The sequence below is a fragment of the Acinetobacter legionensis genome (genome assembly GCF_048552295.1).
Taxonomy (GTDB): Bacteria; Pseudomonadota; Gammaproteobacteria; order Pseudomonadales; family Moraxellaceae; genus Acinetobacter.
In genome coordinates this window covers 21105-48024 of the sequence record NZ_JBIMCW010000030.1, presented here as the reverse complement: position 1 = coordinate 48024, position 26920 = coordinate 21105, and the positions used below count along the sequence as shown (strand labels likewise).

Sequence of the window (26920 nt, the reverse complement as noted above, 5' to 3'; positions counted from 1 at the left end):
TTTTGAGTTTGAAGCAATGTACTATGATAAGATTAACCCGTTAGGTCAGGTGGCCTAACTTAAATAAAAAAGTCTCCGACAAACCCGGTACGGTTCACTGGACCCATTTAGCTACAAATTTACCTACTATGTGTATGATGCAGATGGTGTAATTTCCAATACTGCGACGGTAAAATTAGAAAACTCAGGTACAGCGCCCGGAAGTACGCGTACAAGTGGTGGTGGTGCATTGGGTTGGCTCAGTCTTCTTGGACTGTTAGGGTTGACAGGATATCGCCGCTATCAAACAAATAGATAACCAAAGCAATAATAGGCAAATAAATAAACTGGCAAATTAATGAATTTTACAACTTAGTGTGTACAAAAAAACCAGTTTTTAGAAACTGGTTTTTTTGTATCTGTATGTTTTTTGCTATTTATATAGGCTTTCTTCATAATTTGTATTATAAGTTTTAAATAGGAAGGGTTTGTTAATTGATTTCCCTTAAATCATTGAAAAGTTATTCATTTTGAACTGATATGAAACAATTTACTGTACTTACACCCCTTGAAAAGATCCCATGTAGTTCTGATGAATTACTTTCGATTAAAAGAAATGATTTGGTTCCATTACTCGACAATCAAACACGACTGAATTTATATGCTGATCAGTTAATTCAAGCACAATCGGTTCTGTTAAAAGCTATTGATCCAAGTTTAACGCAAAAACTGAGTCAAATTATTGCACAAATCATTCATCAATTATCTACATCCAAAAAAAAACTCAATCAACGTAAATTTAATGCTATACAAAAATGGTTAGGTTTAGATTTAGAGTTTAGCGTTGGACAAGTCAAATATTTACATGAATTAGAAAGTTTAATTGATGAAGCAAAGCATTTGAGTCAAAGATTACAAGTGGAAATTCAAAAGTCGGAAGCAAGATTTCAACAAGCCAATGGCTTAAGAGAGCAAATGGCGAAATATATTCGCGCCGCTCAGGAATTTTTACATGAATATCCTGATTTTATACACCATCGCCATCCTTTAGATAATTTTTCTGATCGGCTGTCTAAAAAAGTCAACACGTTACAAACGCTACAATCCAGTAATGATATTGCGTTAGCACAAATGCAGTTAACACAACAGCTTTCCTTGAGCTTACTTGATCGATTTAATGAAGCCCAAAATGTTCTGATTCCTGCATGGCAGTATCATGTAAAACAGAGCAGTACCCAGAATTCTTTTACAATGACGGAAGAACTTGATAAAAGTCGTGATAAATTAATTCAATCATTAAAGAAATCATTAGAAAATAAATAGGATACATGTATGAGCGATTCGAATTATCAAGCATTAAGCGCACAATCCAATACGCCATTGGAATTACAAAAGTTTGAACAATTGAATTTGAAAGAAATAGGTTTAAATACTGAAGATTTTAATGAGGTTGTAAATGCGCATAAAGACTTGGCCAATATTAATCATGCTTCCGTTGCTGAATACGGTAAAAATATTGCGACCAAAACATCTTCATATACTGATGAATTACTCAACTTAGTCAAAAATAAAGACTTAGATGTCACTGGGCAAAAATTAAATGAAGTCGTTCAAGTTGCTCAGCAATTAAATACATCGAGTATTTTAAATCAATCAAAAAATTCAGGATTTATTGGAAGCATACTCAGTAAGTTTAAAGGTGCTAAACAAAGTTTCGATCAACATTTTAATACCACCAAAGAGCAAATAGATTCATTGGTCAAAGAAATTGAAACATCACAAACAGGTTTAAAAGCACGGGTAGAAACATTAGATCGTATGTTTAATGGTGTTCAAGAGGAATATCGACAGCTGGGTGTTTATATTGCCGCAGGTCGAATTAAGCAAGTAGAAGTGCAGCAAGAAATTGCGACTTTATCTCAGCAAGAGCAAGATCCTAAAATCAATCAGCGTGTTTATGACCTTAACCATTTAGCCAACAATCTAGAAAAGCGGGTGAGTGATTTACAAGTCTTGCAACAATCTGCAATGCAAACCTTACCGATGATTCGTATTATTCAATCCAATAATATGATGTTGGTCGATAAATTTTATGCCATAAAAAATATTACTTTACCTGCATGGAAAAACCAGATCAGCTTAGCGATTTCTTTAAATGAACAACGAAATAGTGTGCAGCTTGCCAACACGATTGATGATGCAACCAATGAGCTATTAAAACGCAATGCAGATTTACTTCATCAAAATTCTGTGGATACTGCCAAAGCCAATCAACGTTCAGTGATTGATATTGAAACGCTTGAACATGTTCAAAATACCCTGATTAAAACTGTAAATGATGTTATTCAAATTCAGAAAGAGGGTATGCAAAAACGTGAAGAGGCTTCGACTCGGATTAAAGCGCTTCAATCGAATTTGCAACAGTTGGTATTAGATACCAGTACGCATCAATCCTAAGCCAAATTTTAAATCTTGGCACAATCTCATCTAAAGGTGTAAAGGTTGACTGAAAAAACGCAATATCCTGTAGATATTCAACAGATCGAACACGGACTAAAAATACTTCAGCATCGAAAACGGAATTTGATGGTTTCTGCTGTGGTTTTATCCTCTGTCGGTATCGCAAGTTTTGTTTCTGTTTTTTTTCAACAGGAATTGGTTTTTAACTTGTTCGGTGTGGCACAACAGGTTCATCAGTTACATTTGCCATATATTCTAGATCAGCAATTAAGAGAATATATCCATCAACCAGACTATCTTATGAATGCATTGTCATGGTTTGGTTGGCTGATCTTAAAATTAATTGTATCTTTTATTGGTGCATTTATTATTGTTGGTATATTAAGAAAAATTCGCTTTTTTAAGGTGCGCTTGCAATCTTTTATCCTTAAATTTGTTGCATGGCTTTTATCCTTGATTGTGCTATGGTCTGGTTTGACTTATGTGCAATATGATCTAAAAGATGATGAAGATAAAGAGTTAAAATCATTTATAAAGTATGATCAAAACATTCAGCAAAGCGACATTTATCAATATCTGCAAAGATCGGATGCGCCTGATACAGTACAAAGCTATTTATTGGCACAAACCGCCTTGATGCATAAACCTATTGATAAGGTTGTGGCTACGGTTTACGCAGAAAAATTAATTAAAGCTGAGCAATTTGATTCCCGCTTTTTAGAATACGGCTTTAAACCGGAGCAATTATGGACAATTCAATATCAGGTATTTAATCGAGCGCTTTCCCCGATTGCGCAAGGTGTTGAAGCGCAAGTGAATCGTGCAAGCTTCTGGTCGAACATTGTTGAAAAGGTTTTATGGGGAATTTCAGCACTCAGTTTATTTTTTAGCTTGATGATTTATTGGGTGGCAAGTCGAATTGCGAAACGTTTACATCGAATTGGCCATCGCATCGGTTAATGTAGCCACAAAGCTTATAATTTGTAAAAATCTTGATAAAAAGCACTTTTGCTGATCACAAAAGTACTTTTTATTGTTCGAAAATTAAATCTCGTTGTACTAAGCGACATCTTTCGCTCGGTTGGTAATCAGGTCTTTCAGTTCTAAGGTGTCAAAGGTTTTATCCCAAATTTCACCATCTACAATATAGTAGGGAGTAGGATGTTTGCCGAAACCTTGTACATACTGGGTGATCTCAGTTTGTTTGTCTGCGATTTCCTTATGTTGAATAGAACGTAGAACTTTCGTGCCATCCAAGCCCATACCTTCAATGATTTGTTTCAGAACTTCTGGGTTGGCAATGTCTTTACCATGGGCGAATATGGCGTGGAATAAAGCCTGCGTTAATGCGAATTGGTCAAAGATATTGTCTAAAGCCAATATCGCCTGATGGGCTAAACGGCTATTGGGCATACGCTTCATATGCTCAATATCCACGGTTAAATCTTGACTATAAGCAGCAAATTTTGCCATATCAAGTTTACGATTGGCTTCTTTGGTTCCATATCTTTCAGTCAGGTATTGATAAACATCTAAGCCTTGTTCTGGAATTTCGGGTAAAACTTGCACAGGTAATAATTCGATTTTTTTCGCCATCGGTTGATTCCAATGTTGTTTGAGTTTTTCAAACGCCACATAACTCATTGGATAGACGATATCGAATACGAACTCTATTTTCATTGTTTTACCTCTTCACTTATTTATACAGGAATTGTGAATAAGTACACCTTGTTGTACTTAATTGGAGAAACCACAACATAAATTTAGCTTAAAACTTTGTGGCTTAGCTGCGCATGATTTTTTGTAGAGAGATGGTCGAAGAAAATATTATTTTTGTTGAAAATTAATCTAATTTTAAGTTTCGAGGAAGTCGGTGATGTCTATTGATTTTCTTGCCAATGCCCATATATACCAGCATTAGAGAATTTAAATTTGAGAATAGGGGGATATGCTGATGAGAAGGTGGCTGATTTTTGTTAAACTAAAAAACCGATTGATTTAATAAAAACAAACTGTTTTATCTATTTTTTAAATAGACGTAATATACATTCAACGAAAGAAATTTACTCCCTTGGAGATTGTTAGCATGTTAGATACAAATACTTCTGCTCAATTAAAAACCTTGTTAGAGCGCCTTGAAAGCCCAATTGAAATTGTTGCTTCTTTAAATGGTTCTGATAAGTCAGATAAAATTAAAGAATTGGTGACCGAAATTGCTGCACTGTCAGATCAAGTGACTGCCCGTTACGATGGTCAGAATGATCGTAAACCGAGCTTTGGTATTGCAAAAGTAGGTGAACAACCTCGTGTATTCTTTGCTGGTTTACCGATGGGGCATGAGTTTACCTCATTAATTTTAGCTTTATTACAAGTATCAGGTTATGCGCCAAAAGTTTCTGATGAAATCTTGGCTCAAGTCAAAGGTTTAAATTTGACTGCGAATTTTGATGTATTCGTTTCTTTAAGTTGCCATAACTGTCCAGATGTTGTTCAAGCACTTAACTTGATTGCAATTAATAATCCTGGTACTACGGCAACCATGATTGATGGTGCATTCTTCCAAGATGAAGTTGAAGAGCGCAAAATCTTGGCTGTACCTATGGTTTTCCAAAATGGTGAACATATTGGTCAAGGTCGTATGACTTTGGAAGAAATCGTTGCGAAATTGGACAGTGGTGCTGCGGCTAAAGATGCTGAAAAGCTGAATGCTAAAGAAGCGTTTGATGTATTGGTGATTGGTGGTGGACCTGCTGGTGCAACATCTGCGGTATATGCTGCACGTAAAGGGATTCGGACAGGTATTGTTTCTGAGCGTTTCGGTGGTCAGGTCATGGACACCATGGATATTGAAAACTTTATCTCAGTACAAAAAACACAAGGCCCTAAGTTTGGTTCAGATATGGAAGCACATGTTCGTGAGTACGGTGTGGACATTATGAATTTACAAAAAGTGAAAAACATTGTTGGTGCTGATCAAACAACTAATGGTTTAGTTGAAGTTGAATTGGAAAATGGTGCAAAACTTGAATCAAAAACGGTCATCTTATCTACAGGTGCACGTTGGAGAGAGATGAATGTACCTGGTGAGAAAGAGTACAAAACACGTGGTGTTGCGTATTGCCCACACTGTGATGGTCCATTATTTAAAGGCAAGAAGGTTGCCGTGATTGGTGGGGGTAACTCAGGTGTAGAGGCCGCAATTGATCTTGCTGGTATTGTTGAACATGTCACATTGATCGAGTTTGATACTCAACTTCGGGCTGACCAAGTGCTTCAAGATAAATTGAATAGTTTGCCAAATACCACTGTGATTTTGAATGCACTATCTACAGAAGTGATTGGTGATGGTTCGATTGTGACAGGGTTGAAGTATAAAGACCGTGCAACAGACGAATTGCATACCATTGAACTTGCGGGAATCTTTGTACAAATTGGTTTATTGCCAAACACAGATTTCTTAAAAGCAACTGCTGTAGAGCTTTCAAACCGGAATGAAATTGTGGTAAATGATCGTAATGAAACCAATGTAAAAGGCGTATTTGCTGCGGGTGACTGTACAACAGTACCTTATAAACAAATCATCATTGCAGCTGGTGAGGGTGCAAAAGCGTCTTTATCTGCATTCGATTACATCATTCGTTCAGGTCAATAATCTTTCAATGATTACACGTTGAAAAGCAAGCCAAAGTGCCGTAATGACAACTTTGGCTTGCCTTAACATTTATCCCATATTTTACCCTTAATAGGAATTGAGTTGCTAACAGCTCAATTCCTTTTTTTGTGTTGAAGGTTGAATACTATTGAATAGAGCTTGCGAAAATAAGCTTTGTTAATGTTGTAAATCTTGAACAAGCGCAATGGTTTTTCGTTCTGCGGCTTGGATCGATTGCGCTAACAACTCGCCACCAAATTCCTGATACTCAATTGCGATTTCATGAAATTTTTCGATACCTATAAAATTGAATGCTGTTTTTATTGCAGGTTCAGCATGATTGGGAAATGGCGCATCAGCTGAATCAAAGTCATGCCCACCACGGGCAGAAAGGATAATCATAGTTTTTTGATGATCCAAAAGCCCTGAGTACGGTTGCTCTTTGCTAAGATCAAATGAGTAGGTTTTATTCATTCTCACGATGTGATCAATATAGGCTTTTAGATGAGCAGGTGTCCCAAAGTTATACATCGGTACGCCAAGCACAATAATATCTGCCCAATATAATTCTTCGATAAACTCATTACTCAGTTGTAGGCGTTGTTGTGCCTTTTCTTCAGATTCTGCATAGCCAAATTCAGAAATGATCCACTCTTCATCAATATAAGGGGGTGGATTTCGACCTAAATCACGATGTTTAACTTGTACAGATGAATCAATTTCATTCCATTGATCAATAAATAATTCGGTTAAGCGTCGGCTTAAAGAACCATGGGGGTGCGTACCTGAGATACCTGTTCTTAAACTAGTATCTATTTTTAGTATATTTGTCATGATTGTTACTCAATTTGTTGTTTGTTCAAATTGATTTTTATAGAATATGAAAAAAACAACAAACGATAAAAATACATGTTATAACTGAATGAAATTCATTTATATTTTGCGCGGTGATCTTCTGTGATTTTGCATAATTCCTTGGAGCAATTGTTGGCTTTTCAGCATGTCGCTGAACAACTCAGCTTTAAAAAAGCAGCAGACCAATTGTTTTTAACACCTACCGCCTTAAGTCATCGTATTAAGAAGCTGGAACAGCAATTGAATATTCAATTATTCGAACGACGTACCCGCTCGATCAGCCTAACGCCAGAAGGAGAGTATTTACTTAAGCATGTGCAATCAGGTTTTGGGCAGATTCAAACGGCTTTGTTTCAACTTGAGCAAAATAAACAAAGATTATTGACCATTACCACAACACCATCCTTTGCAAGTGAGTGGATTATTCCTTATTTGCCAGAGTTACAAAGTCGCTTTCCCAATATTATGTTTCGGGTACATGCAAGTTATGACCTCGTTAATATGACTTCAGGTCTCTATGATTTGGCGATTCGGTATGGTTCAGGGGGCTATCAAGATGTTGATGCGGAATTATTAGCAGTTGATGAATATGTTGCAGTCGGGCATCCTTCTTTGGATATTGCAACTATGAACTGGACGACTGTGCCATTGATTCACTTTACCTGGGGAGACGAATACTGTCCAAATCGAGTCAATTGGCAGAAATGGTTTGAAAAACAAGGCTTACATATTCAAGCAGGGCAAGCGCAGGTATTTTATACACAAGAAAGTCATGCAATTCAGGCTGTATTGTCTGGGCAGGGTATTGCATTATTAAGCCGCATTTCAATTGCCAATGATTTACAACAAGGGCGGCTGAAAATTGTATCTCCATGTGTTGAAACGGCATGGAATTACTATTTTTTAACTTTGCCAGATGCTGATTTTATTGTAAATGAAGTCAAACAGTGGTGTAAGGAGAAGTTTTCGCAAAATTTTGCCCATGAATGAAGATCTATGAGTTTTTTCGTCGCTTAGCTTTTTGCTTATATTACCTATCTTGAAATTAAAATTTAAATCAAACATGATTTTTTTCAATAAGAAAAAAGCCAAAGTGTTCCCCAAATACACCTTGGCTTTTCCCTAATATTGTTGTTTTCCCCTTTTTATGAGCTGTGTTGCCATACAGCTCAGCTCCATTTTCTTTATTGTTATTGTTATTTGGACCAATGCGTTAACTAAGCAAAATACGTTCCAAGATTAGAATTGGTGTCGGATTTTGTCTTAGCCAAACAAACTTAGATAATGAAAGCGATTTAATAATTGCGCTTTGCTTTCTATATGTTGTGGATTTTGAACAATACATTCAATCGGACAGACATCCACACAGGTTTGATGTTCATAAAACCCGACACATTCAGTACAACGCTGTGTATCAATTTCATAGAACTTTTCTCCCTCAAAAATTGCCTGATTGGGGCATTCTGGTACACACATATCACAATTGATGCACTGGTCTGTAATCATTAAAGCCATTTCGATATCCTAAACTGCTTGGTAAGCCAATGATGATGCTGAAATTTCAGTAGTCGAATTTGGTAAGTTTCTAATTAATAAGGCATATTGCATATCAATATCAGCCGGAATTGGAATTTCTACAATATATCCTGAGCCTTTTGCCTCTATGATCGGTTGTCTGTTTTTATCTAAAATTTCATAAAGAATAAATGTGATGTTGCCAGATGTGGTCATGAGTTCCATAGAGTCACCCACAACAAAACGATTCTTTACCTCAATTTTGATGTAATCATCATTGCGTTCAAGTACTTCACCAACAAATTGTTGATGGTCAAACTGAGAAGAGCCAGTTGCATAGTTTTGATATTCGGTATGGACATGGCGACGTAAGAAACCTTCGGTATAACCTCGATTGGCTAAACCTTCGAGTTGTGACATTAACGCCCGATCAAAAGGTTTTCCCTGTAGAGCATCATCAATCGCTTTGCGATAAATTTGTGCTGTTCTAGCGCAATAAAAGTAAGATTTGGTGCGTCCTTCGATTTTTAAGGAATGAATGCCCATCTTGGTTAAACGATCTACGTGCTGAACTGCACGTAAGTCTTTAGAGTTCATAAAGTAAGTGCCATGTTGGTCTTCTTCAGCAGCAAACATGTCTTCTTTATGACGTTGTAATAAAACCGGTTCGCCAAATTGATGTTGTTGTATGGCGTGTTGCTCGTCGGCATCTTTATTGTTGCAACAGTCTGATGCTGTCTCCAGTTGTTGGACTGGAATGACATCCCCAAATGCATCTTCTGTTGCTTCGTGAATATTGTATTCCCAGCGACATGCATTGGTGCAAGCGCCTTGATTTGCATCACGTTTATTCATATAGCCTGAAAGTAAGCAACGACCGGAATAAGCCATACAGAGTGCACCGTGTACGAAAACTTCGATTTCCATATCGGGTACATTCTGTTTAATTTCTTCAATTTCCTCGATAGATAACTCACGTGACAAAATGACACGAGTAAGTCCCATATTTTTCCAAAATTTTACGGTTGCCCAATTGACCGCATTTGCCTGTACAGACAGATGGATGGATATTTGTGGGAAGTTTTCTCGAACCAGCATGATCAAGCCAGGATCTGACATGATCAGTGCATCAGGTTGCATGGCGACCACAGGTTCAAGATCGCGAATAAAATTTTTTAATTTAGCATTATGCGGTTGAATATTCACCACTACATAAAATTTTTTGCCTAAGGCATGCGCTTCAGCAATACCCACTTTTAAATGATCATGATCAAACTCATTATTACGAACTCGTAAGCTATAGCGAGGTTGACCTGCATACACCGCATCGGCACCGTAAGCAAATGCATAACGCATATTCTTCAATGATCCTGCTGGTGATAAGAGTTCAGTAATATGTGAGATGCTCATATAAATTTAAAAGGCATACTAAAAATATGGTTTTATTGTAAGGGTTTAAAAATAAGATTCAACCTAGTAAAACACTCAGGATTAATCGGGTTAATTTGTATTAAAATATATATTATTCAATATCTTATGTTTAATTAATTGGGTTTTTTGAAAAACCCTAAAAAATTATTTAAGCCTTTTTAATTGCTGATCGATAATAATTTCACCATCTTCTTTAATAAAAGCAGCACGCTGTGGCACAGATAAGAGATCTAAAACCAATTCAGAGGGTCGACATAAACGAACACCCAATTCAGTCACGACAAAGGGGCGATTGATTAAAATCGGGTATTGCAACATGAAATTAAGCAGTTGATCGTCAGTCCACTCTGTTTGATCTAGTTTTAAGGTTTTATAAACATCAACATTTTTACGCAGTGCATCTCGTACCGACAAAGCAGATTGCTGAATTAAATCGATGAGCTGAGTTTTGTTAGGTGGATACAGTAAATATTCGATCACTTCAGGTTCGATACCTGCATTTCGAATGAGTGCAAGGGTATTGCGTGAAGTCCCACAGGCAGGATTATGATAAATCTTAATTTGAGATGACATCGATCGACTCTCTGTTAAAAAGCAATATTGCATTTATATATGGATATGCGTATATTCGCAATAGTGAATATACTAAACCATAAAATTGAGTAATTGTGATGGATCAACCCGATTTCTTTAAGTGTTTATCAGATCCAACTCGTTTGGATATTTTAAAAATTGTCTTGGCACAGGGGAATGTTTGTGTTTGTGAAATCACCGAAGCCTTAAATTTAAGCCAGCCAAAAATTTCTAGACACTTGGCCTTGTTGAGGAATTTGTCCATTTTACTTGATCAACGTAAAGGCCAATGGGTGTATTACCGTTTAAATCCTGAATTACCAGAATGGGCCAATGCTGTATTAAACATAATTGCAGCGCAAACTGCGAATTCAGTTATGGGGCATTCAGACTCGATCCAAATCAACAGCTGTTGTGAGTAAGCTGTAATGAATTCAAATCAGCCAACTTCGCGGCTTTCTTTCTTAGATCGCAATTTAACTTTATGGATCTTTATTGCGATGGGATTGGGGATCTGCATCAGCGTATATTTCCCGCAGGCTTCGGTGGCTTTAAATCGTTTAAGCCTAGATTCAGTCAATATACCCATTGCGATAGGTTTAATTTTGATGATGTATCCGCCACTTGCCAAAGTGGATTATGCGACCTTAGCGCAAGTCTTCAAAGATAAACGAACGCTGACTTTATCTTTGCTACAAAACTGGTTAATCGCGCCGTGCCTGATGTTTGCCTTAGCGATTGTGTTTTTACATGCTTATCCTGAATATATGACGGGTTTAATTCTTATTGGTTTAGCACGTTGTATTGCGATGGTATTGGTATGGAATAATTTAGCATGTGGTGATAACCAATATGTCGCAGCTTTGGTTGCTTTTAATAGTATTTTCCAAATTGTCTTTTTTAGTACTTATGCTTGGTTGTTTTTAACAGTTCTACCACCGTATTTTGGTGTAGCAGGAAAAGTTATTGATGTTAGCTTCTGGACGATTACACATGCGGTTTTAATCTATCTAGGTATCCCATTTTTATTGGGCTTTCTAAGCCGGATCATTCTAGTTAAACGTAAAGGATTAGATTGGTATCAACATACGTTTATCGCTAAAGTCAGTCCGCTGAGTTTATTGGCATTGTTATTTACCATTGTGGCGATGTTTAGTTTAAAAGGGGCGGATGTAGTTAGCTTACCATTCGATGTACTGCGAATTGCCATCCCATTAACCCTGTATTTTGTGGTGATGTTTTTCCTGAGCTTTTTTATGAGCAAATGGATGGGCAATGATTATCCTAAAACCACAGCGATTTCTTTTACTGCAGCAGGAAATAACTTTGAATTGGCGCTTGCTGTCGCGATTGCAACATTTGGATTGGCTTCACCTGTCGCATTTACCACGATTATTGGTCCTTTGGTTGAAGTTCCCATATTGATTGCCTTGGTCAGTGTATCGCTATGGCTGCGTAAAACTGTTTTTAGATAAATGTATTGGCACAATCAGTAACAGATATAGTCGAAAGACTTATTTAACACAATGTAAAGTCAAACTGTCAAAAAATTAGGTACAAGAATATTATTTTTATTAATAAATATTTTTAGTTAAATCAATTGTATGGGGGGTTTTAGGTTTTAAAGCTTGCAATGCCGCACCATTTATTCAAAATTTAAATAACTTTGCGAAGACAATGTCTCCCTTTTCTTAGGGGATGACAAACCTTGCGCTGCAAACAAAGCCTTGCTTTGTGTTTGCTCATGCTGAGCGAGAGGGACGTCCTATATCCCCCCACTCAACGTCGATATCCATGTCGTCATGTGATAGCTGCACCTTGTATGATTTAAAAGGAAAAATGAGTTAATAACTAATGGTTTTTAAAAGTTCATTTAAAAATATACGCTTTATTGATGATCCATGATTTGATTTAAATCACTTATATGAATAATTAGTTGATTTAACTATAAATTATTCCGATGCTTCAAGTTTTTTGACAATCTGACAATGATCAATGGTGGTGTTCGAAGAGCAGGATTGACGTAATTCATGCAGTTGCGATTTAAAATGCTGTAATTCATATATTCGAGTTTCTACATGTCGAATATGTTCTTCAATCAATTGGTCAATGATTTTACAACCTTGTTCAGGATGTTGTAGATGCTCTAAAAGTTGAGTAATTTCATGTAAGGTCATATCTAATGCGCGGCAACGTTTAATAAAAATAAGCCGCTTTAATGTTTCATCATCATAATATTTATAATTATTATCTGCACGGTAACTGGATCTGATCAAATTTTTTTTCTCATAAAAACGCACAGTATCCGTCGACAGCTGAGTTTTTTTAGCGAGATCACTAATTAAGTATTGCTGCATAGTTTATTTTCCTGAATCAACTTGACCTTGGACTAACTCCATAGTTTTAAATAGCAGTATAGCTGATTTTTTCATCATTATTGAAGCATGTACTGATTTTCTTTAAAACGCCAACTTGACTGAAAAATAAGCAGATAAGTCCATTTATATTGAATCAAGGAGAAGTGTCATGGCGTGTACGTGTAGTCATGAACCTGCACCACAGAAACCAAATAGCAAGTTTAGAACAGCTTTGTGGATTGCATTGTTTATAAATCTTGCCATGTTCTTTATTGAACTGATTGGTGGGGCATATACACATTCTTCTGCACTTTGGGCAGATTCTCTGGATTTTTTTGGTGACTCGGTCAATTATGCTGTCTCTTTAGCGGTGTTAAGCGCAAGTTTATACTGGCGAGCAACTGTTGCATTGCTTAAAGGGGCAATCATGGCAATTTTTGGTTTTGTCGTGATCGGCAAAACGATTTATGCCTATACGAAAGGGATTGCGCCAGAAGCGATTACTATGGGGGCAATTGGTGTACTGGCTTTAATCGCCAATGTGATTTCAGCACTTGTGCTTTACACTTTTAGAGATGGAGATTCTAATATGCAGTCTGTTTGGCTGTGTAGCCGTAATGATGCGATTGGAAATGTCGCAGTAATCTTTGCAGCAATTGGAGTGTTTGGTACAGGAAGCATGTTGCCAGATATTATTGTGGCTGTGATTATGGCGACTTTAGGCCTAACAGGTGGTTATCAGGTGATTAAGAAAGCATTACAAGAGCGTAAACAAAATATGCCAACTCAACAAGTCCTACAATGACGCTTATCTAAACTACAATAAGGTATTTTTGATCTCAGAAATGGGATCAAACAACCATCATGAAGCAAGTACTTAAATTTCAGCTATACGAATTGCCATTTTGCTCCAGAAATTATCCCAGAGTTGCAAATACTCAGACTGAACTTGCTTCAAATATTGTTGATTATTTTCATCATAACATTGTATCAGTAGGGTCCAAATGTCATCTTGATGGTTGTCATCATTGGCAAGGGTTACGTCATTTTGATCAGCCAGACCATGACAAGCATAGTAACCTTCAATAAATTTACTGTTATAAATGGACATGTTGTTGCGGAGTGCTTCACTAAACTTTATGACTTGCAATTCTGTACAAGCCAAAATAAGCAATAATTCTGCATAAGAATTGATATGATGGTGAATAAATTGAGTCAGTGCAAAAGCTTCTATTTCAGTCTGTTGCTGGTTCATTGGATCTAGTTCTAATTGCTGCATCAATTTTAAAAAATAAACCAGATGTGATTTGGATGCAGCGCTTTTTTCGAGTTGATGTGTATTGAAACCCAGTTCATCAATTAAGTTAAGCGACAGTAAGTAGCGTGCATATATTTTTGCCGCAATCCTATTTTCTGGATGAATATTATTGTTTTTCTCAAGACTGACGGCTTGATAAATCACCATGCTGAGTGCATCTGTAAAATTTTTAACAATGGCGGTAAAATAATTAATATGAATAAATTTAAGCTGTTCAAGCGTCAGTTGACTTTGATTCAACTGTACTAGTATTGGATGCTTGAATAGGACATGACAGTGTGTTTGTCGCTTTAAGTTTGCGATAGCTTGAGTATTTTGCTGCCATAATTCAGGTTGTAAGGAATTTTGAATGAAATGCAGCAACTCGAAACGAGTATGTTCAGATTGCGTGAAAGATAATATGCTCATATGCTGCATTAAAATTTTAATTTTGCCGTTTTTATAATAGTAAAAAACAATATGTTTTGCTAGTATTTATGCAGGTTTAATATTTTATATTTCATATACTTGCCTTTGTAGTTTTGATGTTTTTCTATAAAAACTCAGTATTCATATGAATTTAAGATATAATTCTTAGCATACACTTGAAGTAATTCGTATTTATGTGCTGTTCTTATAAGCTAATGCTTTAATTTTAATCTTAAATTTTTGTACATCAGGTAAAAACAAATGTCAAAAAAAGAGGACATCATTAATACAGCGTTGAATCTCTTTAATACATATAGTTATAATTCTATCGGTATAGACCGAATTATTAGTGAGTCTGGCGTTGCAAAAATGACTTTTTATAAATATTTTCCATCTAAAGCCAAATTGATTGAAGAATGTTTGGTCACGAGAAATCTCAATTTGCAAGAATCATTAGATGCTGCAATCGCTAAATGTGATCCACAAGATTATTTATCTCATATTAAAGCCATCTTCACATGGTACAACGCATGGTTTCATAGCGAAGATTTTAATGGTTGTATGTTCCAAAAAGCCGTAGAAGAAATTTCAAAAGTTTATCCGTCATCACTCCAACCTGCAACTGACTATAAAGAGTGGTTAAAAGGGCATTTGAGTAATGCGTTGCGTCATTTAGGTGTTAAACAAGATATTCAACTTGCTTCTTTCTTGTCGAGTCTTCTTGACGGAATGACGATTCAGGCGCAAATAGATCCTCAGCAAGTGTGTTTGGATGATTATTGGAGACGGGTAGAAACCCTGATTCAGATGGAATTGGCTTTAGCTCAACCGAGTTCAGTTTAACCTTTAAGTTTGTTGAAATCTTAGGTTGCAAGCGTAAGCAATATTGATTTGCGCTTGCTGATCTGTTTAATTTACTACTTAAACTTGAAAATAAAAAAGCGCGACCACTTGAAGTGAATCGCGCTTTGCTGATAAGTTTTTTATATACCTGATCATTTATTGTTATAACGATAAATCATCAGGTAAAGAGATGCTTGAAGCATCTTCTTATATTTATTCTTATACCCTCTGAATGCACATGTCATTCGTTTTTCTCAGCAAATTATACAGACTTGTCTGTTTAGTTGGATTATAAAGATTTTGTTGTTTTTTACAACAGAATCTTTGTGAATTTGTTTGTTTTTTTATCAATCGACTTAAAGGTTAAAAAAAATATCTAATTTTTGGTACTTTGCGTTTAATTTTATCGGCAATGATCTAGTTTAAAAATCAGTTATGGACCTTGTTGGTTAGGCTAGCAGACTCCTATTTATCTTTAAATGGCAGTGAGTTGTTATACACGAAGCGTGTGGTCAAGAATTTGAAAATTGAAATGAATAATTGTAAATAAATATTAGAGATAAAAATAAAAGACCTTGAAAAATGCCTATACTGTTGGGAATATCAATATTTAAGCATTAGTGATTCATTCTTCGGGGTAAAATTCTAGGATCATTGCTATTGAGGATTTGTTCAATTTTGCCATTAGGGCGCTGAAGAATCGTTTGATCATGCGTATAGACTTTGCCATTGCGAGCAACCGCATTTTGATCATTGGGCGGGGTAAATAACCAAGTTTCATTTTGTGTTAAAGGATGAACCAATAAATTGAATTCAGTATTTGCTGGATATTGAATATCGCCTAAGGTTAATTTTTCTGTCAGTGTGCCATTTTCAATTCCGATGAGTTGTTTATTTTGATCCAAATAGACATTTGCCCATTGTAGGGAAACAGCTTTGTATTGGGTGAGAGGATTGTGAATCCGCCAGTAATCTGTAGAAACAAAGTTGTCTGGATATTTTTGATATTTAGAACGTTCAATATCTGCCTGTGCCACAAGTATAATATTTTCTAGCTGCGTATCTTGAGCAAGATTACAGTGCTCTAAACCAATGATGTTGCCAGCATCATCTAAATAGACTTGAATATAGCTCATCAGCTGACAATTCCAACCTTCGATCGTATCCTTACCTGTACCCATTAATGTGGTTGAACGATCATTAAAAAGTTCCAAATCAATACCACGAGGAATTTTCATGCTGTTAATTTGCAGCTTTCCAAATAATACGGGTTGGGGAAATTTGGCTTGTCTCAATGAGGTCAATTGATCGGGTGCAAATAATTCAAGTTCAGTCCCTTGTGGCATTTGAATGCCTAAAATTTTCTCAGGCGAACTTAATGTTTTATGTATGGAATGATGCTCTTTTTTAATCTCATTTTTTGTAAATAGAACAAGGAAATAAAGTATCAAGCTCAAAAAAACGCAGAGTACACTACAGACAAATAGAGACTGAATAAAAATATTGCCATGCCTAAGGGTATTTCTGAATTTTGAGCTAGATATTAATCCAATCGCAAATAGACTAAAAATAATGGTCCCAAAGCCAGCGACAAAGAAAATCCAAAGATAGTTAAAAGAAAGTGGAATCATGCGATTGAGAGTCGTATTTTTATATTTGCTAAGATTCAGGATATTATATGCATTATCCTGAATCTTTTGAATCAATCAAAAATTTTATGAAGCGCTTGGAACGGTAACGTCACCACATCAAAAGCGACTGCAAATGGAAATAACACTAATTTATCTGCAGTTTTACTGCCTGCCTTTGAGTAATCTTTTACCTCTTGGGTGCTATAGATACTGACTTGATAGGGTTTGCTTAGTGCTTTTAGGGATGAAATATTAGAAGCAGAAGGATAAATTAGACCAGATAGGGCAATGTTAAAACAGAAGCGTTGTGCTTTTAGACGGTGATCACTTGAGGTGGTACATTCTTCTGCGCCATTTTCAATAAAGAATGCACGATCTTGTTTAGTGACATCCTCAGAAAGTTTGACATATTTGAGTGGCAGGGTTCCTGAAAAATGACCATCATTTTTTTCTGAATTGAAGGTAAGCGCTTTATCAATTTGAATAAATTTTGGATCTAGTCCTGTAATCACTTTAGCAAATCGAGTACCACCATTGGTAATGACATAACTATTTTTTTGTCCAGCAATTACAATGCTGTCTGAAGGTAGTGCAGAAATAGCCTGTGAGGGTTTGCCAAATGCTAAAACAGAATCATTGACCAATACAGTTTGAACGTTACGGGTGCGAACGCCATTGTCTTTATTTAAAAGGGTTGAAGTGGCACAGCCTGTCATGGAAAATGCTGAAATAATACAAATGGACAATGTAGATTTATAATTTAATTTATTCATATTCTGCTCATTTAATCTTAAGGTATTGTTTATACCATTAAAAAAATAAGCTGTTAAGTTTCTAGGCTACCAAAAAACTGACAAAAATTTATTCTTTCAATGAATTAATCCTATTTCCTCACAATTGATTGGCAAAATGTATCTATAGGTTTTGATTACTTTGTAAAATGCCAATGAATTTAAACCGATTGTACGATTTATTATTCTTTATTTAGAATAATCGAATAAATCAGATAATTTTGATTGTAATTTCATTCCAAGATTCTTAGAATTGCCTGCTTGTTTGCGTGATCATTGGAACTGAACCTTGAGTAATTTTCTAACCGAACACCTGATCCATCGTGATGATGATTTTATGGTGATCCATAAGCCAGCAGGCATACTCACAGTTCCAGGAAAAACAGCAGACTTACAAGATTGTGTAATCAATAGATTATTAAAAATCGAACCGAATACTTTACTCATTCATCGTTTAGATCGTGATACCTCTGGCATTTTGGTATTTGGCTTGAGTAAATGGGGACAAAAAAGTATTTCTAGACAGTTTCAAGAACGTCAAACCTCTAAAACCTACCAAGCTGTTGTTGCTGGAACTTTACAGGGTGAAGGTACAGTAGATGTGCCTGTGATTTATGATCCAGAACACCCTCCATTACATATTGCAGCTCCAGAGCATAACAAGCCTGCATTAACGCATTGGAAAGCAATTCAACATTTTCAAATTCTAGGACAGGCGGTGACTCGTGTTGAGTTAACACCAGTTACTGGGCGGTCACATCAGTTACGTGTGCATATGCAATATTTAGGTCATCCAATTATTGGTGATACTTTATATGCCACTGTAGAGCAACAGCAACTTATGCCAAGACTTTGTTTACATGCACAACAATTGAGTTTTCATCATCCTAAAACAGAGGAGCTTGTACAATTTGATTGTCCAGTTCCGTTTTAGTTTAGATTTTTAAGTTGAAATTAAGTGGCTCAAAATTTAATGAGCTTTATGTCAAAAAGTATTGCGTAATGGGTATAAACTTTGTTCAAATATTCTCCTGATTTGAGCAACCATGTTTTAGCCCTAACATGAGATAAAGGTGGAAAAATTGCAACAATTTGCTATAGGTCAACGTTGGTTATCGGACACAGAAACTGAGTTAGGTTTAGGTGTACTGATTGATGTCGATGAACGTTCAATCAGTATTCTTTTTCCAAAAAGTGACGAAACTCGTGTCTATGCACGTAATAATGCACCATTATCTCGTATTGTTTTTAATATCAATGATGAAGTTCAAGACCAAGAAGGCATCAAGTGGATTGTTGAGTCTTTAGATGATCGCAGTGGAGTAATTCGTTACAATGTTATTCGTACATTGGACAGTGGCGAACAAGAGAAAAAAGCGCTAAACGAAACGCGTATTGGCGCACAAATCCAATTATCAAAGCCTTTAGAGCGTTTATTGGCAAGTCAAATTGACTATAAAGAATGGTATGACTTACGTATTGAAGCGATGCAAATGCAAGCCAATATGCAAACGTCACCATTACGTGGTTTGGTCGGTGCGCGTGTAGGATTGATTCCACACCAGTTGTATATTGCACATGAAGTGGGTAAACGATTTGCACCTCGTGTATTACTTGCTGATGAAGTTGGCTTAGGTAAAACAATCGAAGCGGGACTCATCATCCATCAACAACTTAAAACGGGCCGTTCTGAGCGAATTCTGATTCTTGTACCAGATTCATTACAATATCAATGGATGATTGAAATGCGTCGCCGTTTCAATTTGAATTTCTCATTGTTTGATCTTACTCGTACAGCTTCAATCAAAGAGCATGATCCTGAACTCAATCCATTCCTGACTGAACAATGTATCATTGCTTCAGTAGATTTGATGATTGACCATGATGATTTGCGTGAGCAAGCCATTGAAGCTGGTTTTGATCTGCTGGTGGTCGATGAAGCGCATCATTTGATGTGGAGTGAAGAGGAAGGCGGTAATGACCGTTATGACCTTGTTGAAGAGCTTGCTGAAAAAACTGAAGGTGTGCTACTTTTAACTGCAACACCTGAACAGTTAGGTGTAGAAAGCCATTTTGCCCGTTTACGTTTACTTGATCCACAACGTTTTAGTTCGCTTGATCGTTTCCTTGATGAAGAAGAGCAATATCATCACACTGCTAAAATTGCTGAAGTGTTGATGTCAGATTTGCCACTTGAAGCGGAACATTTGGCAGCAGTTGAAAAATTATTAGGTCATCCGATTGAAGATCAGCCTGAACATCGTTTCCGTGCAATTCATGAGCTTTTAGACCGTCATGGTACAGGTCGTATTTTGTTCCGTAATACCCGTGAAGCAATTCAAGGTTTCCCTGGACGTGATTGCCAACCAGCACCATTACCAGCACCAGAAAATTGGTCTAAAGATGGAAAATTACGCGAACAAATGTGGCCAGAAGAGCTGCAACTTGATGGCGCATGGATGGAAACAGACCCACGTGTGATGTGGTTGATGGAACGATTACGTTCTGATTTAAAACATAAAAAAGTATTGCTGATTGCACGTAGTGGTCCAGTTGTTGAAGCACTTGAAAATGCTTTACGCATCCACGCGGGTATCCGCACCGCAATGTTCCATGAAGGCATGAGCTTATTGGAACGTGACCAAGCAGCGGCTTATTTTGCTGAAGATTCTTATGGTGCACAGATTTTACTGTGTTCTGAAATTGGTTCAGAAGGGCGTAATTTCCAGTTTGCTTCTGACCTTGTGTTGTTTGATTTGCCTGCAAATCCAGATGTACTTGAACAGCGTATTGGTCGTTTAGACCGTATTGGTCAGGAAAATCGTATTCAGATTCATGTGCCTTATCTTGTAGGTACAGCGCAAGAGCGTATGTTCCGTTGGTATAATGAAGCGCTAAATATTTTCAGTAATATTTCGCCTACAGCACAAACCTTACAAGAAAACTTTATTGTCGATTTAAAAGATTGCTTATTGGATGATAAAGGGCAAGTTTTTGAAGAGCTTCTTGAAGCGGTCAATGTACAGCGTCAAGCACTTGAAGTTGAATTGCAAGATGGTCGTGACCGTTTATTGGAATACAACTCATGTCGTCCGATCGTGGCACAAGAAATTGTTACAGCGCTTGAAGACTATGATGACAATACTTTGTTGCCAATGTTTATGAAGCGGTTTATGGCATCAACCAACATTGACTTTGATGAGCAAAGTAATGGTACGGTGATTATTAAACCAACCGATCAAATGCAAGTGCAAGGCTTGGATATTGACGAAGAGGGTATGACTGCAACCTTCTATCGTGATCAGGCACAGATCCGTGAAGACGCGCAATATTTAACACTTGAACATCCGTTTACTGAAAGTGTGATGGAAATTATCCGTACCCAATCTTTTGGTAGTACCAATGTTGCAATTCTAAAAACCAATGCACTTAAACAAGGCACGATCTTGTTGGAAGTTTGGTTTAAAGTAGATGTGGTTGCGCCTAAGGCATTAAATTTACCTTCAAGCTTGCCGACACAATTGATTCGAGTGTTATTGACTGAAACGGGTCAAGATATTACTGCCAAGCTTGATCCTGAAATTATTAAACCGTATCTACATCATTTAGATAGCAACAGCTGCCGTCAAGTGGTGAAAGCACGCCGTGAAGTGATTGAAGAACGCTATGCACAAGCTTTAGATATTGCAAAAGGTGTTTTACCGCAGTTAAAAGAACAAGCTAAAGAAATTTATGGTAATAAATGGCAATATGAAATTGATCGTTTAAGCTATTTAAAGCAATTTAATCCAAGTATTCGTACTGATGAAATTGAACGTTTACAGAAATTCCAGAAAGAAGGTTTAAGCTTATTAGAAGGTATTTCTGTAACACCAGAAGCAATTCAAGTATTGGTTGTGGTTAAACCTTAATTTAGTGTAATTTTATCTAGATGGTAAAAGCTCCTTCGGGAGCTTTTTTGATATATGAATTATCCAGATTTAAATAGTCAATTATTGGGTTATTTTTATTTATTCGATTTTAAATGTAAAACCTATAGCAATTTATAAAAATTAATTCTTATCATTGTAACATTTATACGCTCATATCTTACATGGGGACGCTGTAGGCCATTCATCAATATTAACACACCATAAAAACGCCATGTATCATTGGAGGAGATCTAATTTACAACAATAATCAATGAAGGATTTACAGGGAGATTGTTGTATACATCGCAACCGTTTTTATGCTATTAAAATAGTCTACTTTGATCTCGATTTGTTCTTTTAGAGATAGGGTTTACCCACCATGTAATTTGATCATTCAGTGTTGTGTATCCAAATAGACAAGTTCGAAAGCAACAGTCTATAACCAAGATAAAAACTTAAAATAATGGAAGAAATGATATGGAAAACAAGGATTTTGTTGAGTTTCATGATACCCATGTGCACTATCTACTTCATTGGGAAAAGCAATTGCCGCAAAAAGATGTATTTGTGCAACCATTGGCCAATGGTAATGCAGTGCATTACACATGGTCGGAAGTCGCACAACAAGTTCGCAGTATGGCGAGTTATTTACAGTCTTTAAATTTGCCTGAAAAGAGTGCGATCGCAATTTATGGCAAAAATAGTGCGCATTGGCTTATGGCAGATTTAGCGATTTGGATGTCTGGTCATATCTCAGTCCCACTCTACCCAACACTCAATGCAGATGGTGCAGCTTATGTACTCAACCACAGTGAAGCAAAACTCTTATTTATTGGAAAATTGGACGGTAAAGCAGATAGCTGGAATGAGGTAAAAATAATCATTCCACAAGATTTAGCTTGTGTGCGTTTGGCATTATCACCTGAATTCGATGCACCGCAATGGAATGATATTGTGCAATCAATTGCCCCACTAGAAAACCCAGTATTACCCAATAAAAATGATTTAGCGACCATCGTTTATACGTCTGGCAGTACTGGTGTACCTAAAGGGGTTATGCAAAGTTTTGCGACGCTTTTATCTGGCGCTCGTGAGTTCAGATTAACTTATCAAGTGACAACATCTGATCGGGCCTTATCTTATCTACCACTTGCACATGTTGCTGAGCGTATTTTTATTCAATCTTCACTGATGGTTTGCGGTTTTACCGTATATTTTGCAAATTCAATTGAAACCTTTGTCGAAGATTTGAATCGTGCCAAACCCACACTATTCTTTTCGGTACCACGCTTATGGACCAAGTTTTATTTGGGTGTTAATGAAAAAATACCGCTCCATATACAAAAGGTTTTATTTAAAATACCTGTGTTGGGTAAGTTGGTTAAAAAGAAATTACTCACTAAACTCGGGCTAAATCATGTCCGTTATGCCTTCACTGCTGCGGCACCGTTACCTACAGATATTATTTTATGGTACCGCAATTTAGGTTTAGAGTTACTTGAAGTCTATGGTATGACTGAAAATTGTGGTTATTCGCATGTGACACGTGTGGGGCAGTTTGCCAGTGGTTATGTGGGGCATGCCCAACCTAAAGTGGAGTGTAAAATTGATGAAAATGGTGAAATTCTGGTAAAAAGCCCGGGAACTATGTTGGGTTATTATAAAAATCCTGAAAAAACTGCAGAAGATATGACCGAAGATGGATTTTTACGTACGGGGGATTTGGGCGAGATTGATGCAGAAGGTCGGTTAAAAATTACTGGTCGAATTAAAGATATTTTTAAAACAAGCAAAGGCAAATACATCCTGCCAGTTCCGACTGAGCAAAAAATCGGCAATCAGGCATTAATTGAATCTGTATGTATTGGTGGTTCAAGCCAACCACAACCAGTTGCCTTTATTATGTTGGCTGAAGATATTCGTAACAGTCTGAAGCAGAACCCGAAGCGAGATGAAATTGAAAACACCTTAAAAGCATTAAGAGTGAAGATCAATGAAGAACTTGAGCCCCATGCAAAAATCAGCTTCTTTGTCGTAGTCAATGAACCATGGACCATGGAAAATGATTTACTTACCCCAACGATGAAAATTAAACGTAATAAAATTGAAAGTCGTTATGAGCCATTTTTAGATGCTTGGGCACAACAGAAACGAGAAGTGGTCTGGGAATAAAAGTTTTTAACTGCATTCGTATTATTAGGAAAAAAGCCTGAATTGTAACGTTGATCAGTTCAGGCTTTTTAATTCTCTTCTTTTACAAATTAATACTGCACACCTTTAAAAGAAGGGGTTCTTGATGACACAAGTGAATTGCGCTTTAAATCATTTCGGCTTGTTTAAGTTCTAACTTGATATAGGCATAGAAAATGGGTGCAACAATTAAACCCGCTAAGCCAAAGAACGACTCAAAGACTAACATTGCCAATAAGACTTCCCATGATGCTGCATGGATTTTTGTGCCAATAATTTTGGCATTAATAAAGTATTCTAGTTTATGGATAAAAATTAGATAAAGTAATGCGATACCTGCGGTAGATACTGAAATGGTTAAACCTGCCATAACAATAATAGTATTGGAGAGTAAGTTTCCGACAATTGGAATTAATCCAAAAATAAAAGTCAGGATCACTAAGGTATTGGCAAAAGGTAAATGTATATCAAAAACAGGGAGGATCAGGTGAGAGAAAATCAAAAATAAAAATGTATTGATTAAAGAAATTTTAAACTGAGCAAACACCACATTTTTAAAAGATGACGAAAGATTTTCAATACGTGTGATCATGGCACGTTTAAATTCTGGCTGATCCGGCTGTGGGCGCAGTTGGTTTAATGAGACAAGGATCCCCACAATCATACCAATCAACATGGTGGCTAAATTATGTAAAAAGCCTGTTCCGGTACTTTTTAAGGTTGATAAATTATCTTTGATTAAGTCAAAAGTTTGATCTTTTAATTCAGTGAGTGAATAAGGAATAAATCCGGGAATATATTGTGCCACTTCAAGTTGTAGCTTTTGTAAGGTTTTATCGACTTGGTCACTGATGGCATTGATTCCCGCACCTTGCAAATCATGTTGAACAAAGCTGATTAAGCCTGTGATGCTGAGCACAATCAAAGAAATAATAAAGATGGCTAGAATAATACTGATGGTCAAGCGAGCTCTTTGACCATCAATATATCTCTCCGTAATGCTACCTAAACTATTGATAATTTCAAAAACAACAAAACCTGCAAAAAATGACGCTAAAAGATGCAAGGGAATCAGTAAAGACAAAAAGATCAGCATGAGTAAGTAACTTGCAATAATACTTTGACGATCATTTAACAGTTTCATGTGAATAGAGCTCAATTATACAATTGATGTATAGGGGAATATAAAAATACCAAGTTAGATTTATATCACTCTAACTCGCGGCGAGATAGCTATTTTTAAATACAAAGCTTAATTCAATGTGAAAATATTTGGCCTGAATACTGTGTGAAAAGTCTTTAAAAACGTTATAAAGATAAAAGATCACTATCGTGAGATTGATCAGAAAAATTTCAATGCTGCGTACATTGAGCAGTATATTGAATAGTACATAGAACGCTATTAAAGTGAGTGGTTCAAATGAATCACGTCATGCATGTTATATAAGCCAGCGGGTTGAGAAATACACCACATTGCGGCTCGAATTGCACCAGTCGCAAAGTTCATCCGATTGCTTGCAATATGTTTGATTTCGACCTGTTCCCCATGACCATAAAATATCGTGTTATGTTCACCAACAATGTCACCACCACGTATAGCTTGTAAACCGATCTGTTGGGGTACTCGCTCAGCTACCACAGCATGGCGTTGATAGACCGCTAAATTACTGAGCAATTGCGCTCTGACTTGAGCAATCGCTTCTGCATACATCAATGCAGTGCCTGATGGCGCATCTACTTTTTGTCGATGGTGTGCTTCGATGATTTCAGCTTCAAATCCTGCACCTAATAATTGGGCAGCAACTCGAACCAGATCAACACTGAGATTGACGCCAATGGAATAATTGCCTGAATGAACGATAGCAATATCTTGCGCGGCTTGAGCAATGTGTTGATTTAATTGCTCAGATAAACCAGTGATACCAATAATCATCGGTTTTTTAGCGTGCTGGCAAATTTTTAAATGTTGCGATAATGCCTTTGCTGTAGTGAAATCAATCACCACATCACAATGCTGAATGATGTCTTCCAAACGACCTGAAATAAGCACATTTAATGGTGCTAGATTGAGATACTGACCTAGTTCATGACCAATCGCTGCACTTGCAACTCTTGCTGTAGCAACAGTAATGTTTAGTCCTGCATTGAGACAGGCCTGAACCAGCATTTGTCCCATGCGACCAGTCACACCAAGTATGCCTACACGAATGTTTTGTTGATTGTGATTGATCATAGGGTACTGATACTTGTATTTAATAGGCTATGAAAGAATAGGTATTATTTAATTTGCGCTTCGTCTAAATGACGTGAGCCTTCGAGTAACATACGAATCATCACCATGGTTTGTTCAGCGACTTCTTTACGTTCAGCAATCGGCAAATCAATCACCTTGGCACCCATATTAAATACCAACTGAGTAATAGCTTTGGCGACTAAATCAGGATGGGTTAATTTACTGTGATTGATGCGTTCTATTCGAATCAAATCTTCTTGGAGTTCTTGTTGGAAATAATTAAGTTGTTTGTCTACAGCAAGTTTATATTGTTTTGATCCTGTATAACCTTCACGCAGGAGTAAGCTCAAATTACCTTCATCGGCATCGAGTTGTTCAATAAATACTTCAACTGAACTACGAATAATACTGCTTTGTCTGATTGCCTTAATTCGAGCTTCATGCAAAATTTGACGGAGCACCACACCTGAACGATCAATCAGTTCAATCGCCAACTCATCAATATCTTTAAAGTGACGATAAAAACTATTTGGCGCAATCCCAGCTTCACGGGCAACTTCTCTTAAACTTAAAGAGGAAATACTTTTTTGCGGTCCAATCAGATTTAAGGCAGCTTGGAATAATTCTTCTTTAGTAATAGTCGCTTTGCGTCCAACAGTACGTACAGAAACTTTTTCAAGCTCATGAATTTGATCTTGAAGGGTAGCTGGGTTCTGAGGTAATACGGACGTTGGATTCATAAAGTATCAAATAGTTAAAATATTTTTTTCATT

General features: G+C 36.7%; 25 protein-coding genes. 13 read left to right on the top strand and 12 right to left on the bottom strand.

All coding sequences use genetic code 11. The features are described 5' to 3' along the window. Positions 1-130 precede the first annotated feature (130 nt). The 4 genes from ACG916_RS18330 to ACG916_RS18315 all read left to right on the top strand — a co-directional run bounded on the left by ACG916_RS18330 (position 131) and on the right by ACG916_RS18315 (position 3399). A complete protein-coding gene (locus ACG916_RS18330) occupies positions 131-298 on the top strand; it encodes a GlyGly-CTERM sorting domain-containing protein (protein ID WP_419330681.1) in 168 nt (55 codons plus the stop codon). A 221-nt stretch (positions 299-519) separates the two neighbouring features. Beyond that, the gene (locus ACG916_RS18325; RefSeq protein ID WP_336954717.1) at positions 520-1302 is read left to right on the top strand and encodes a tellurium resistance protein; all 783 of its coding nucleotides are present in this window, start codon (positions 520-522) and stop codon (positions 1300-1302) included. Between the two features lie 9 nt (positions 1303-1311). Next, positions 1312-2436 (top strand): toxic anion resistance protein, encoded by a 1125-nt coding sequence (locus tag ACG916_RS18320; protein WP_419328929.1) that lies wholly within the window; start codon positions 1312-1314, stop codon positions 2434-2436. Positions 2437-2481: 45 nt separating this feature from the next. Then, positions 2482-3399 carry a hypothetical protein gene (locus ACG916_RS18315; protein ID WP_336954715.1) on the top strand — a complete coding sequence of 306 codons (918 nt, stop codon included), beginning with the start codon at positions 2482-2484 and terminating at the stop codon, positions 3397-3399. A gap of 99 nt (positions 3400-3498) precedes the next feature. Here ACG916_RS18315 and ACG916_RS18310 read toward each other — a convergent pair whose 3' ends face one another. Then, a complete protein-coding gene (locus ACG916_RS18310) occupies positions 3499-4119 on the bottom strand; it encodes a DsbA family oxidoreductase (protein ID WP_336954714.1) in 621 nt (206 codons plus the stop codon). A 406-nt stretch (positions 4120-4525) separates the two neighbouring features. Here ACG916_RS18310 and ahpF point away from each other — a divergent pair, with 406 nt between their 5' ends. Continuing rightward, the gene (ahpF, locus tag ACG916_RS18305; protein ID WP_419328931.1) at positions 4526-6091 is read left to right on the top strand and encodes an alkyl hydroperoxide reductase subunit F; all 1566 of its coding nucleotides are present in this window, start codon (positions 4526-4528) and stop codon (positions 6089-6091) included. A gap of 177 nt (positions 6092-6268) precedes the next feature. On the opposite strand, the gene ACG916_RS18300 is transcribed toward ahpF, so the two are convergent. After that, on the bottom strand, positions 6269-6925 hold the full coding sequence (locus tag ACG916_RS18300; RefSeq protein WP_419328933.1) for an FMN-dependent NADH-azoreductase: 657 nt from the start codon (positions 6923-6925) through the stop codon (positions 6269-6271). A gap of 153 nt (positions 6926-7078) precedes the next feature. Between ACG916_RS18300 and ACG916_RS18295 the strand changes: the two genes are divergently transcribed. Continuing rightward, entirely contained in the window at positions 7079-7936 is an 858-nt protein-coding gene (locus tag ACG916_RS18295) for a LysR substrate-binding domain-containing protein (protein ID WP_419328935.1), read from the top strand. Positions 7937-8209: 273 nt separating this feature from the next. On the opposite strand, the gene ACG916_RS18290 is transcribed toward ACG916_RS18295, so the two are convergent. From ACG916_RS18290 to arsC, 3 genes are all read right to left on the bottom strand, one after another. Then, positions 8210-8461, bottom strand: coding sequence for a YfhL family 4Fe-4S dicluster ferredoxin (locus ACG916_RS18290; protein WP_004721738.1), 252 nt, complete (start codon positions 8459-8461; stop codon positions 8210-8212). Positions 8462-8470: 9 nt separating this feature from the next. Beyond that, on the bottom strand, positions 8471-9871 hold the full coding sequence (trhP, locus tag ACG916_RS18285) for a prephenate-dependent tRNA uridine(34) hydroxylase TrhP (RefSeq protein ID WP_419330683.1): 1401 nt from the start codon (positions 9869-9871) through the stop codon (positions 8471-8473). A gap of 165 nt (positions 9872-10036) precedes the next feature. Then, complete coding sequence (gene arsC / locus ACG916_RS18280) at positions 10037-10465, bottom strand: arsenate reductase (glutaredoxin) (RefSeq protein ID WP_419328939.1); 429 nt, start codon at positions 10463-10465, stop codon at positions 10037-10039. A 98-nt stretch (positions 10466-10563) separates the two neighbouring features. On the opposite strand from arsC, the gene ACG916_RS18275 reads away from it, so the two are divergent. Both ACG916_RS18275 and arsB read left to right on the top strand, forming a co-directional pair. Beyond that, positions 10564-10887: an ArsR/SmtB family transcription factor gene (locus ACG916_RS18275; protein WP_336954704.1), complete on the top strand. Its 324-nt coding sequence runs from the start codon at positions 10564-10566 to the stop codon at positions 10885-10887. A 6-nt stretch (positions 10888-10893) separates the two neighbouring features. Continuing rightward, positions 10894-11940 (top strand): ACR3 family arsenite efflux transporter, encoded by a 1047-nt coding sequence (arsB, locus tag ACG916_RS18270; protein WP_419328941.1) that lies wholly within the window; start codon positions 10894-10896, stop codon positions 11938-11940. A gap of 477 nt (positions 11941-12417) precedes the next feature. On the opposite strand, the gene ACG916_RS18265 is transcribed toward arsB, so the two are convergent. Beyond that, a complete protein-coding gene (locus ACG916_RS18265; protein ID WP_004721728.1) occupies positions 12418-12822 on the bottom strand; it encodes a Cd(II)/Pb(II)-responsive transcriptional regulator in 405 nt (134 codons plus the stop codon). Positions 12823-12991: 169 nt separating this feature from the next. Between ACG916_RS18265 and ACG916_RS18260 the strand changes: the two genes are divergently transcribed. Next, positions 12992-13627 (top strand): cation efflux transmembrane domain-containing protein, encoded by a 636-nt coding sequence (locus ACG916_RS18260; RefSeq protein ID WP_419328943.1) that lies wholly within the window; start codon positions 12992-12994, stop codon positions 13625-13627. A 72-nt stretch (positions 13628-13699) separates the two neighbouring features. Here the strand turns inward: ACG916_RS18260 and ACG916_RS18255 are convergent, their stop codons facing one another. Further along, positions 13700-14548 (bottom strand): hypothetical protein, encoded by an 849-nt coding sequence (locus tag ACG916_RS18255; protein WP_419328945.1) that lies wholly within the window; start codon positions 14546-14548, stop codon positions 13700-13702. A 261-nt stretch (positions 14549-14809) separates the two neighbouring features. Here ACG916_RS18255 and ACG916_RS18250 point away from each other — a divergent pair, with 261 nt between their 5' ends. Further along, positions 14810-15391, top strand: coding sequence for a TetR/AcrR family transcriptional regulator (locus ACG916_RS18250; RefSeq protein WP_004721722.1), 582 nt, complete (start codon positions 14810-14812; stop codon positions 15389-15391). Positions 15392-16008: 617 nt separating this feature from the next. Here the strand turns inward: ACG916_RS18250 and ACG916_RS18245 are convergent. Both ACG916_RS18245 and ACG916_RS18240 read right to left on the bottom strand, forming a co-directional pair. Then, the gene (locus ACG916_RS18245; protein ID WP_419328947.1) at positions 16009-16737 is read right to left on the bottom strand and encodes a hypothetical protein; all 729 of its coding nucleotides are present in this window, start codon (positions 16735-16737) and stop codon (positions 16009-16011) included. Between the two features lie 356 nt (positions 16738-17093). Then, positions 17094-17795 carry a YidX family protein gene (locus ACG916_RS18240; RefSeq protein ID WP_419328949.1) on the bottom strand — a complete coding sequence of 234 codons (702 nt, stop codon included), beginning with the start codon at positions 17793-17795 and terminating at the stop codon, positions 17094-17096. A gap of 307 nt (positions 17796-18102) precedes the next feature. On the opposite strand from ACG916_RS18240, the gene ACG916_RS18235 reads away from it, so the two are divergent. The 3 genes from ACG916_RS18235 to ACG916_RS18225 all read left to right on the top strand — a co-directional run bounded on the left by ACG916_RS18235 (position 18103) and on the right by ACG916_RS18225 (position 23896). After that, the gene (locus tag ACG916_RS18235) at positions 18103-18747 is read left to right on the top strand and encodes an RluA family pseudouridine synthase (protein WP_419328951.1); all 645 of its coding nucleotides are present in this window, start codon (positions 18103-18105) and stop codon (positions 18745-18747) included. Positions 18748-18886: 139 nt separating this feature from the next. After that, entirely contained in the window at positions 18887-21724 is a 2838-nt protein-coding gene (gene rapA, locus ACG916_RS18230) for an RNA polymerase-associated protein RapA (RefSeq protein WP_419328953.1), read from the top strand. Positions 21725-22201: 477 nt separating this feature from the next. Beyond that, on the top strand, positions 22202-23896 hold the full coding sequence (locus tag ACG916_RS18225) for an AMP-binding protein (protein ID WP_419330684.1): 1695 nt from the start codon (positions 22202-22204) through the stop codon (positions 23894-23896). A gap of 145 nt (positions 23897-24041) precedes the next feature. Here the strand turns inward: ACG916_RS18225 and ACG916_RS18220 are convergent, their stop codons facing one another. From ACG916_RS18220 to fabR, 3 genes are all read right to left on the bottom strand, one after another. After that, positions 24042-25058 carry an AI-2E family transporter gene (locus ACG916_RS18220; RefSeq protein WP_096733677.1) on the bottom strand — a complete coding sequence of 339 codons (1017 nt, stop codon included), beginning with the start codon at positions 25056-25058 and terminating at the stop codon, positions 24042-24044. Positions 25059-25316: 258 nt separating this feature from the next. Continuing rightward, the gene (gene dapB, locus ACG916_RS18215) at positions 25317-26147 is read right to left on the bottom strand and encodes a 4-hydroxy-tetrahydrodipicolinate reductase (protein ID WP_419328957.1); all 831 of its coding nucleotides are present in this window, start codon (positions 26145-26147) and stop codon (positions 25317-25319) included. A 44-nt stretch (positions 26148-26191) separates the two neighbouring features. Then, positions 26192-26887, bottom strand: coding sequence for an HTH-type transcriptional repressor FabR (gene fabR / locus ACG916_RS18210; RefSeq protein ID WP_004721706.1), 696 nt, complete (start codon positions 26885-26887; stop codon positions 26192-26194). Between the last annotated feature and the right edge of the window lie 33 nt (positions 26888-26920).

What these genes read in the sequence shown, in the direction of transcription:
- ACG916_RS18245 (WP_419328947.1), bottom strand. Translation starts at nt 16,737, where the DNA reads ATGCCACAAGGGACTGAACTTGAATTATTTGCACCCGATCAATTGACC.
- arsB (WP_419328941.1), top strand. Translation starts at nt 10,894, where the DNA reads ATGAATTCAAATCAGCCAACTTCGCGGCTTTCTTTCTTAGATCGCAAT.
- ACG916_RS18265 (WP_004721728.1), bottom strand. Translation starts at nt 12,822, where the DNA reads ATGCAGCAATACTTAATTAGTGATCTCGCTAAAAAAACTCAGCTGTCG.
- ACG916_RS18320 (WP_419328929.1), top strand. Translation starts at nt 1,312, where the DNA reads ATGAGCGATTCGAATTATCAAGCATTAAGCGCACAATCCAATACGCCA.
- ACG916_RS18240 (WP_419328949.1), bottom strand. Translation starts at nt 17,795, where the DNA reads ATGAATAAATTAAATTATAAATCTACATTGTCCATTTGTATTATTTCA.
- ACG916_RS18325 (WP_336954717.1), top strand. Translation starts at nt 520, where the DNA reads ATGAAACAATTTACTGTACTTACACCCCTTGAAAAGATCCCATGTAGT.
- arsC (WP_419328939.1), bottom strand. Translation starts at nt 10,465, where the DNA reads ATGTCATCTCAAATTAAGATTTATCATAATCCTGCCTGTGGGACTTCA.
- ACG916_RS18275 (WP_336954704.1), top strand. Translation starts at nt 10,564, where the DNA reads ATGGATCAACCCGATTTCTTTAAGTGTTTATCAGATCCAACTCGTTTG.
- ACG916_RS18225 (WP_419330684.1), top strand. Translation starts at nt 22,202, where the DNA reads ATGGAAAACAAGGATTTTGTTGAGTTTCATGATACCCATGTGCACTAT.
- ACG916_RS18255 (WP_419328945.1), bottom strand. Translation starts at nt 14,548, where the DNA reads ATGAGCATATTATCTTTCACGCAATCTGAACATACTCGTTTCGAGTTG.
- ACG916_RS18300 (WP_419328933.1), bottom strand. Translation starts at nt 6,925, where the DNA reads ATGACAAATATACTAAAAATAGATACTAGTTTAAGAACAGGTATCTCA.
- ACG916_RS18260 (WP_419328943.1), top strand. Translation starts at nt 12,992, where the DNA reads ATGGCGTGTACGTGTAGTCATGAACCTGCACCACAGAAACCAAATAGC.
- trhP (WP_419330683.1), bottom strand. Translation starts at nt 9,871, where the DNA reads ATGAGCATCTCACATATTACTGAACTCTTATCACCAGCAGGATCATTG.
- ACG916_RS18250 (WP_004721722.1), top strand. Translation starts at nt 14,810, where the DNA reads ATGTCAAAAAAAGAGGACATCATTAATACAGCGTTGAATCTCTTTAAT.
- fabR (WP_004721706.1), bottom strand. Translation starts at nt 26,887, where the DNA reads ATGAATCCAACGTCCGTATTACCTCAGAACCCAGCTACCCTTCAAGAT.
- ACG916_RS18220 (WP_096733677.1), bottom strand. Translation starts at nt 25,058, where the DNA reads ATGAAACTGTTAAATGATCGTCAAAGTATTATTGCAAGTTACTTACTC.
- ACG916_RS18310 (WP_336954714.1), bottom strand. Translation starts at nt 4,119, where the DNA reads ATGAAAATAGAGTTCGTATTCGATATCGTCTATCCAATGAGTTATGTG.
- ACG916_RS18290 (WP_004721738.1), bottom strand. Translation starts at nt 8,461, where the DNA reads ATGGCTTTAATGATTACAGACCAGTGCATCAATTGTGATATGTGTGTA.
- ahpF (WP_419328931.1), top strand. Translation starts at nt 4,526, where the DNA reads ATGTTAGATACAAATACTTCTGCTCAATTAAAAACCTTGTTAGAGCGC.
- dapB (WP_419328957.1), bottom strand. Translation starts at nt 26,147, where the DNA reads ATGATCAATCACAATCAACAAAACATTCGTGTAGGCATACTTGGTGTG.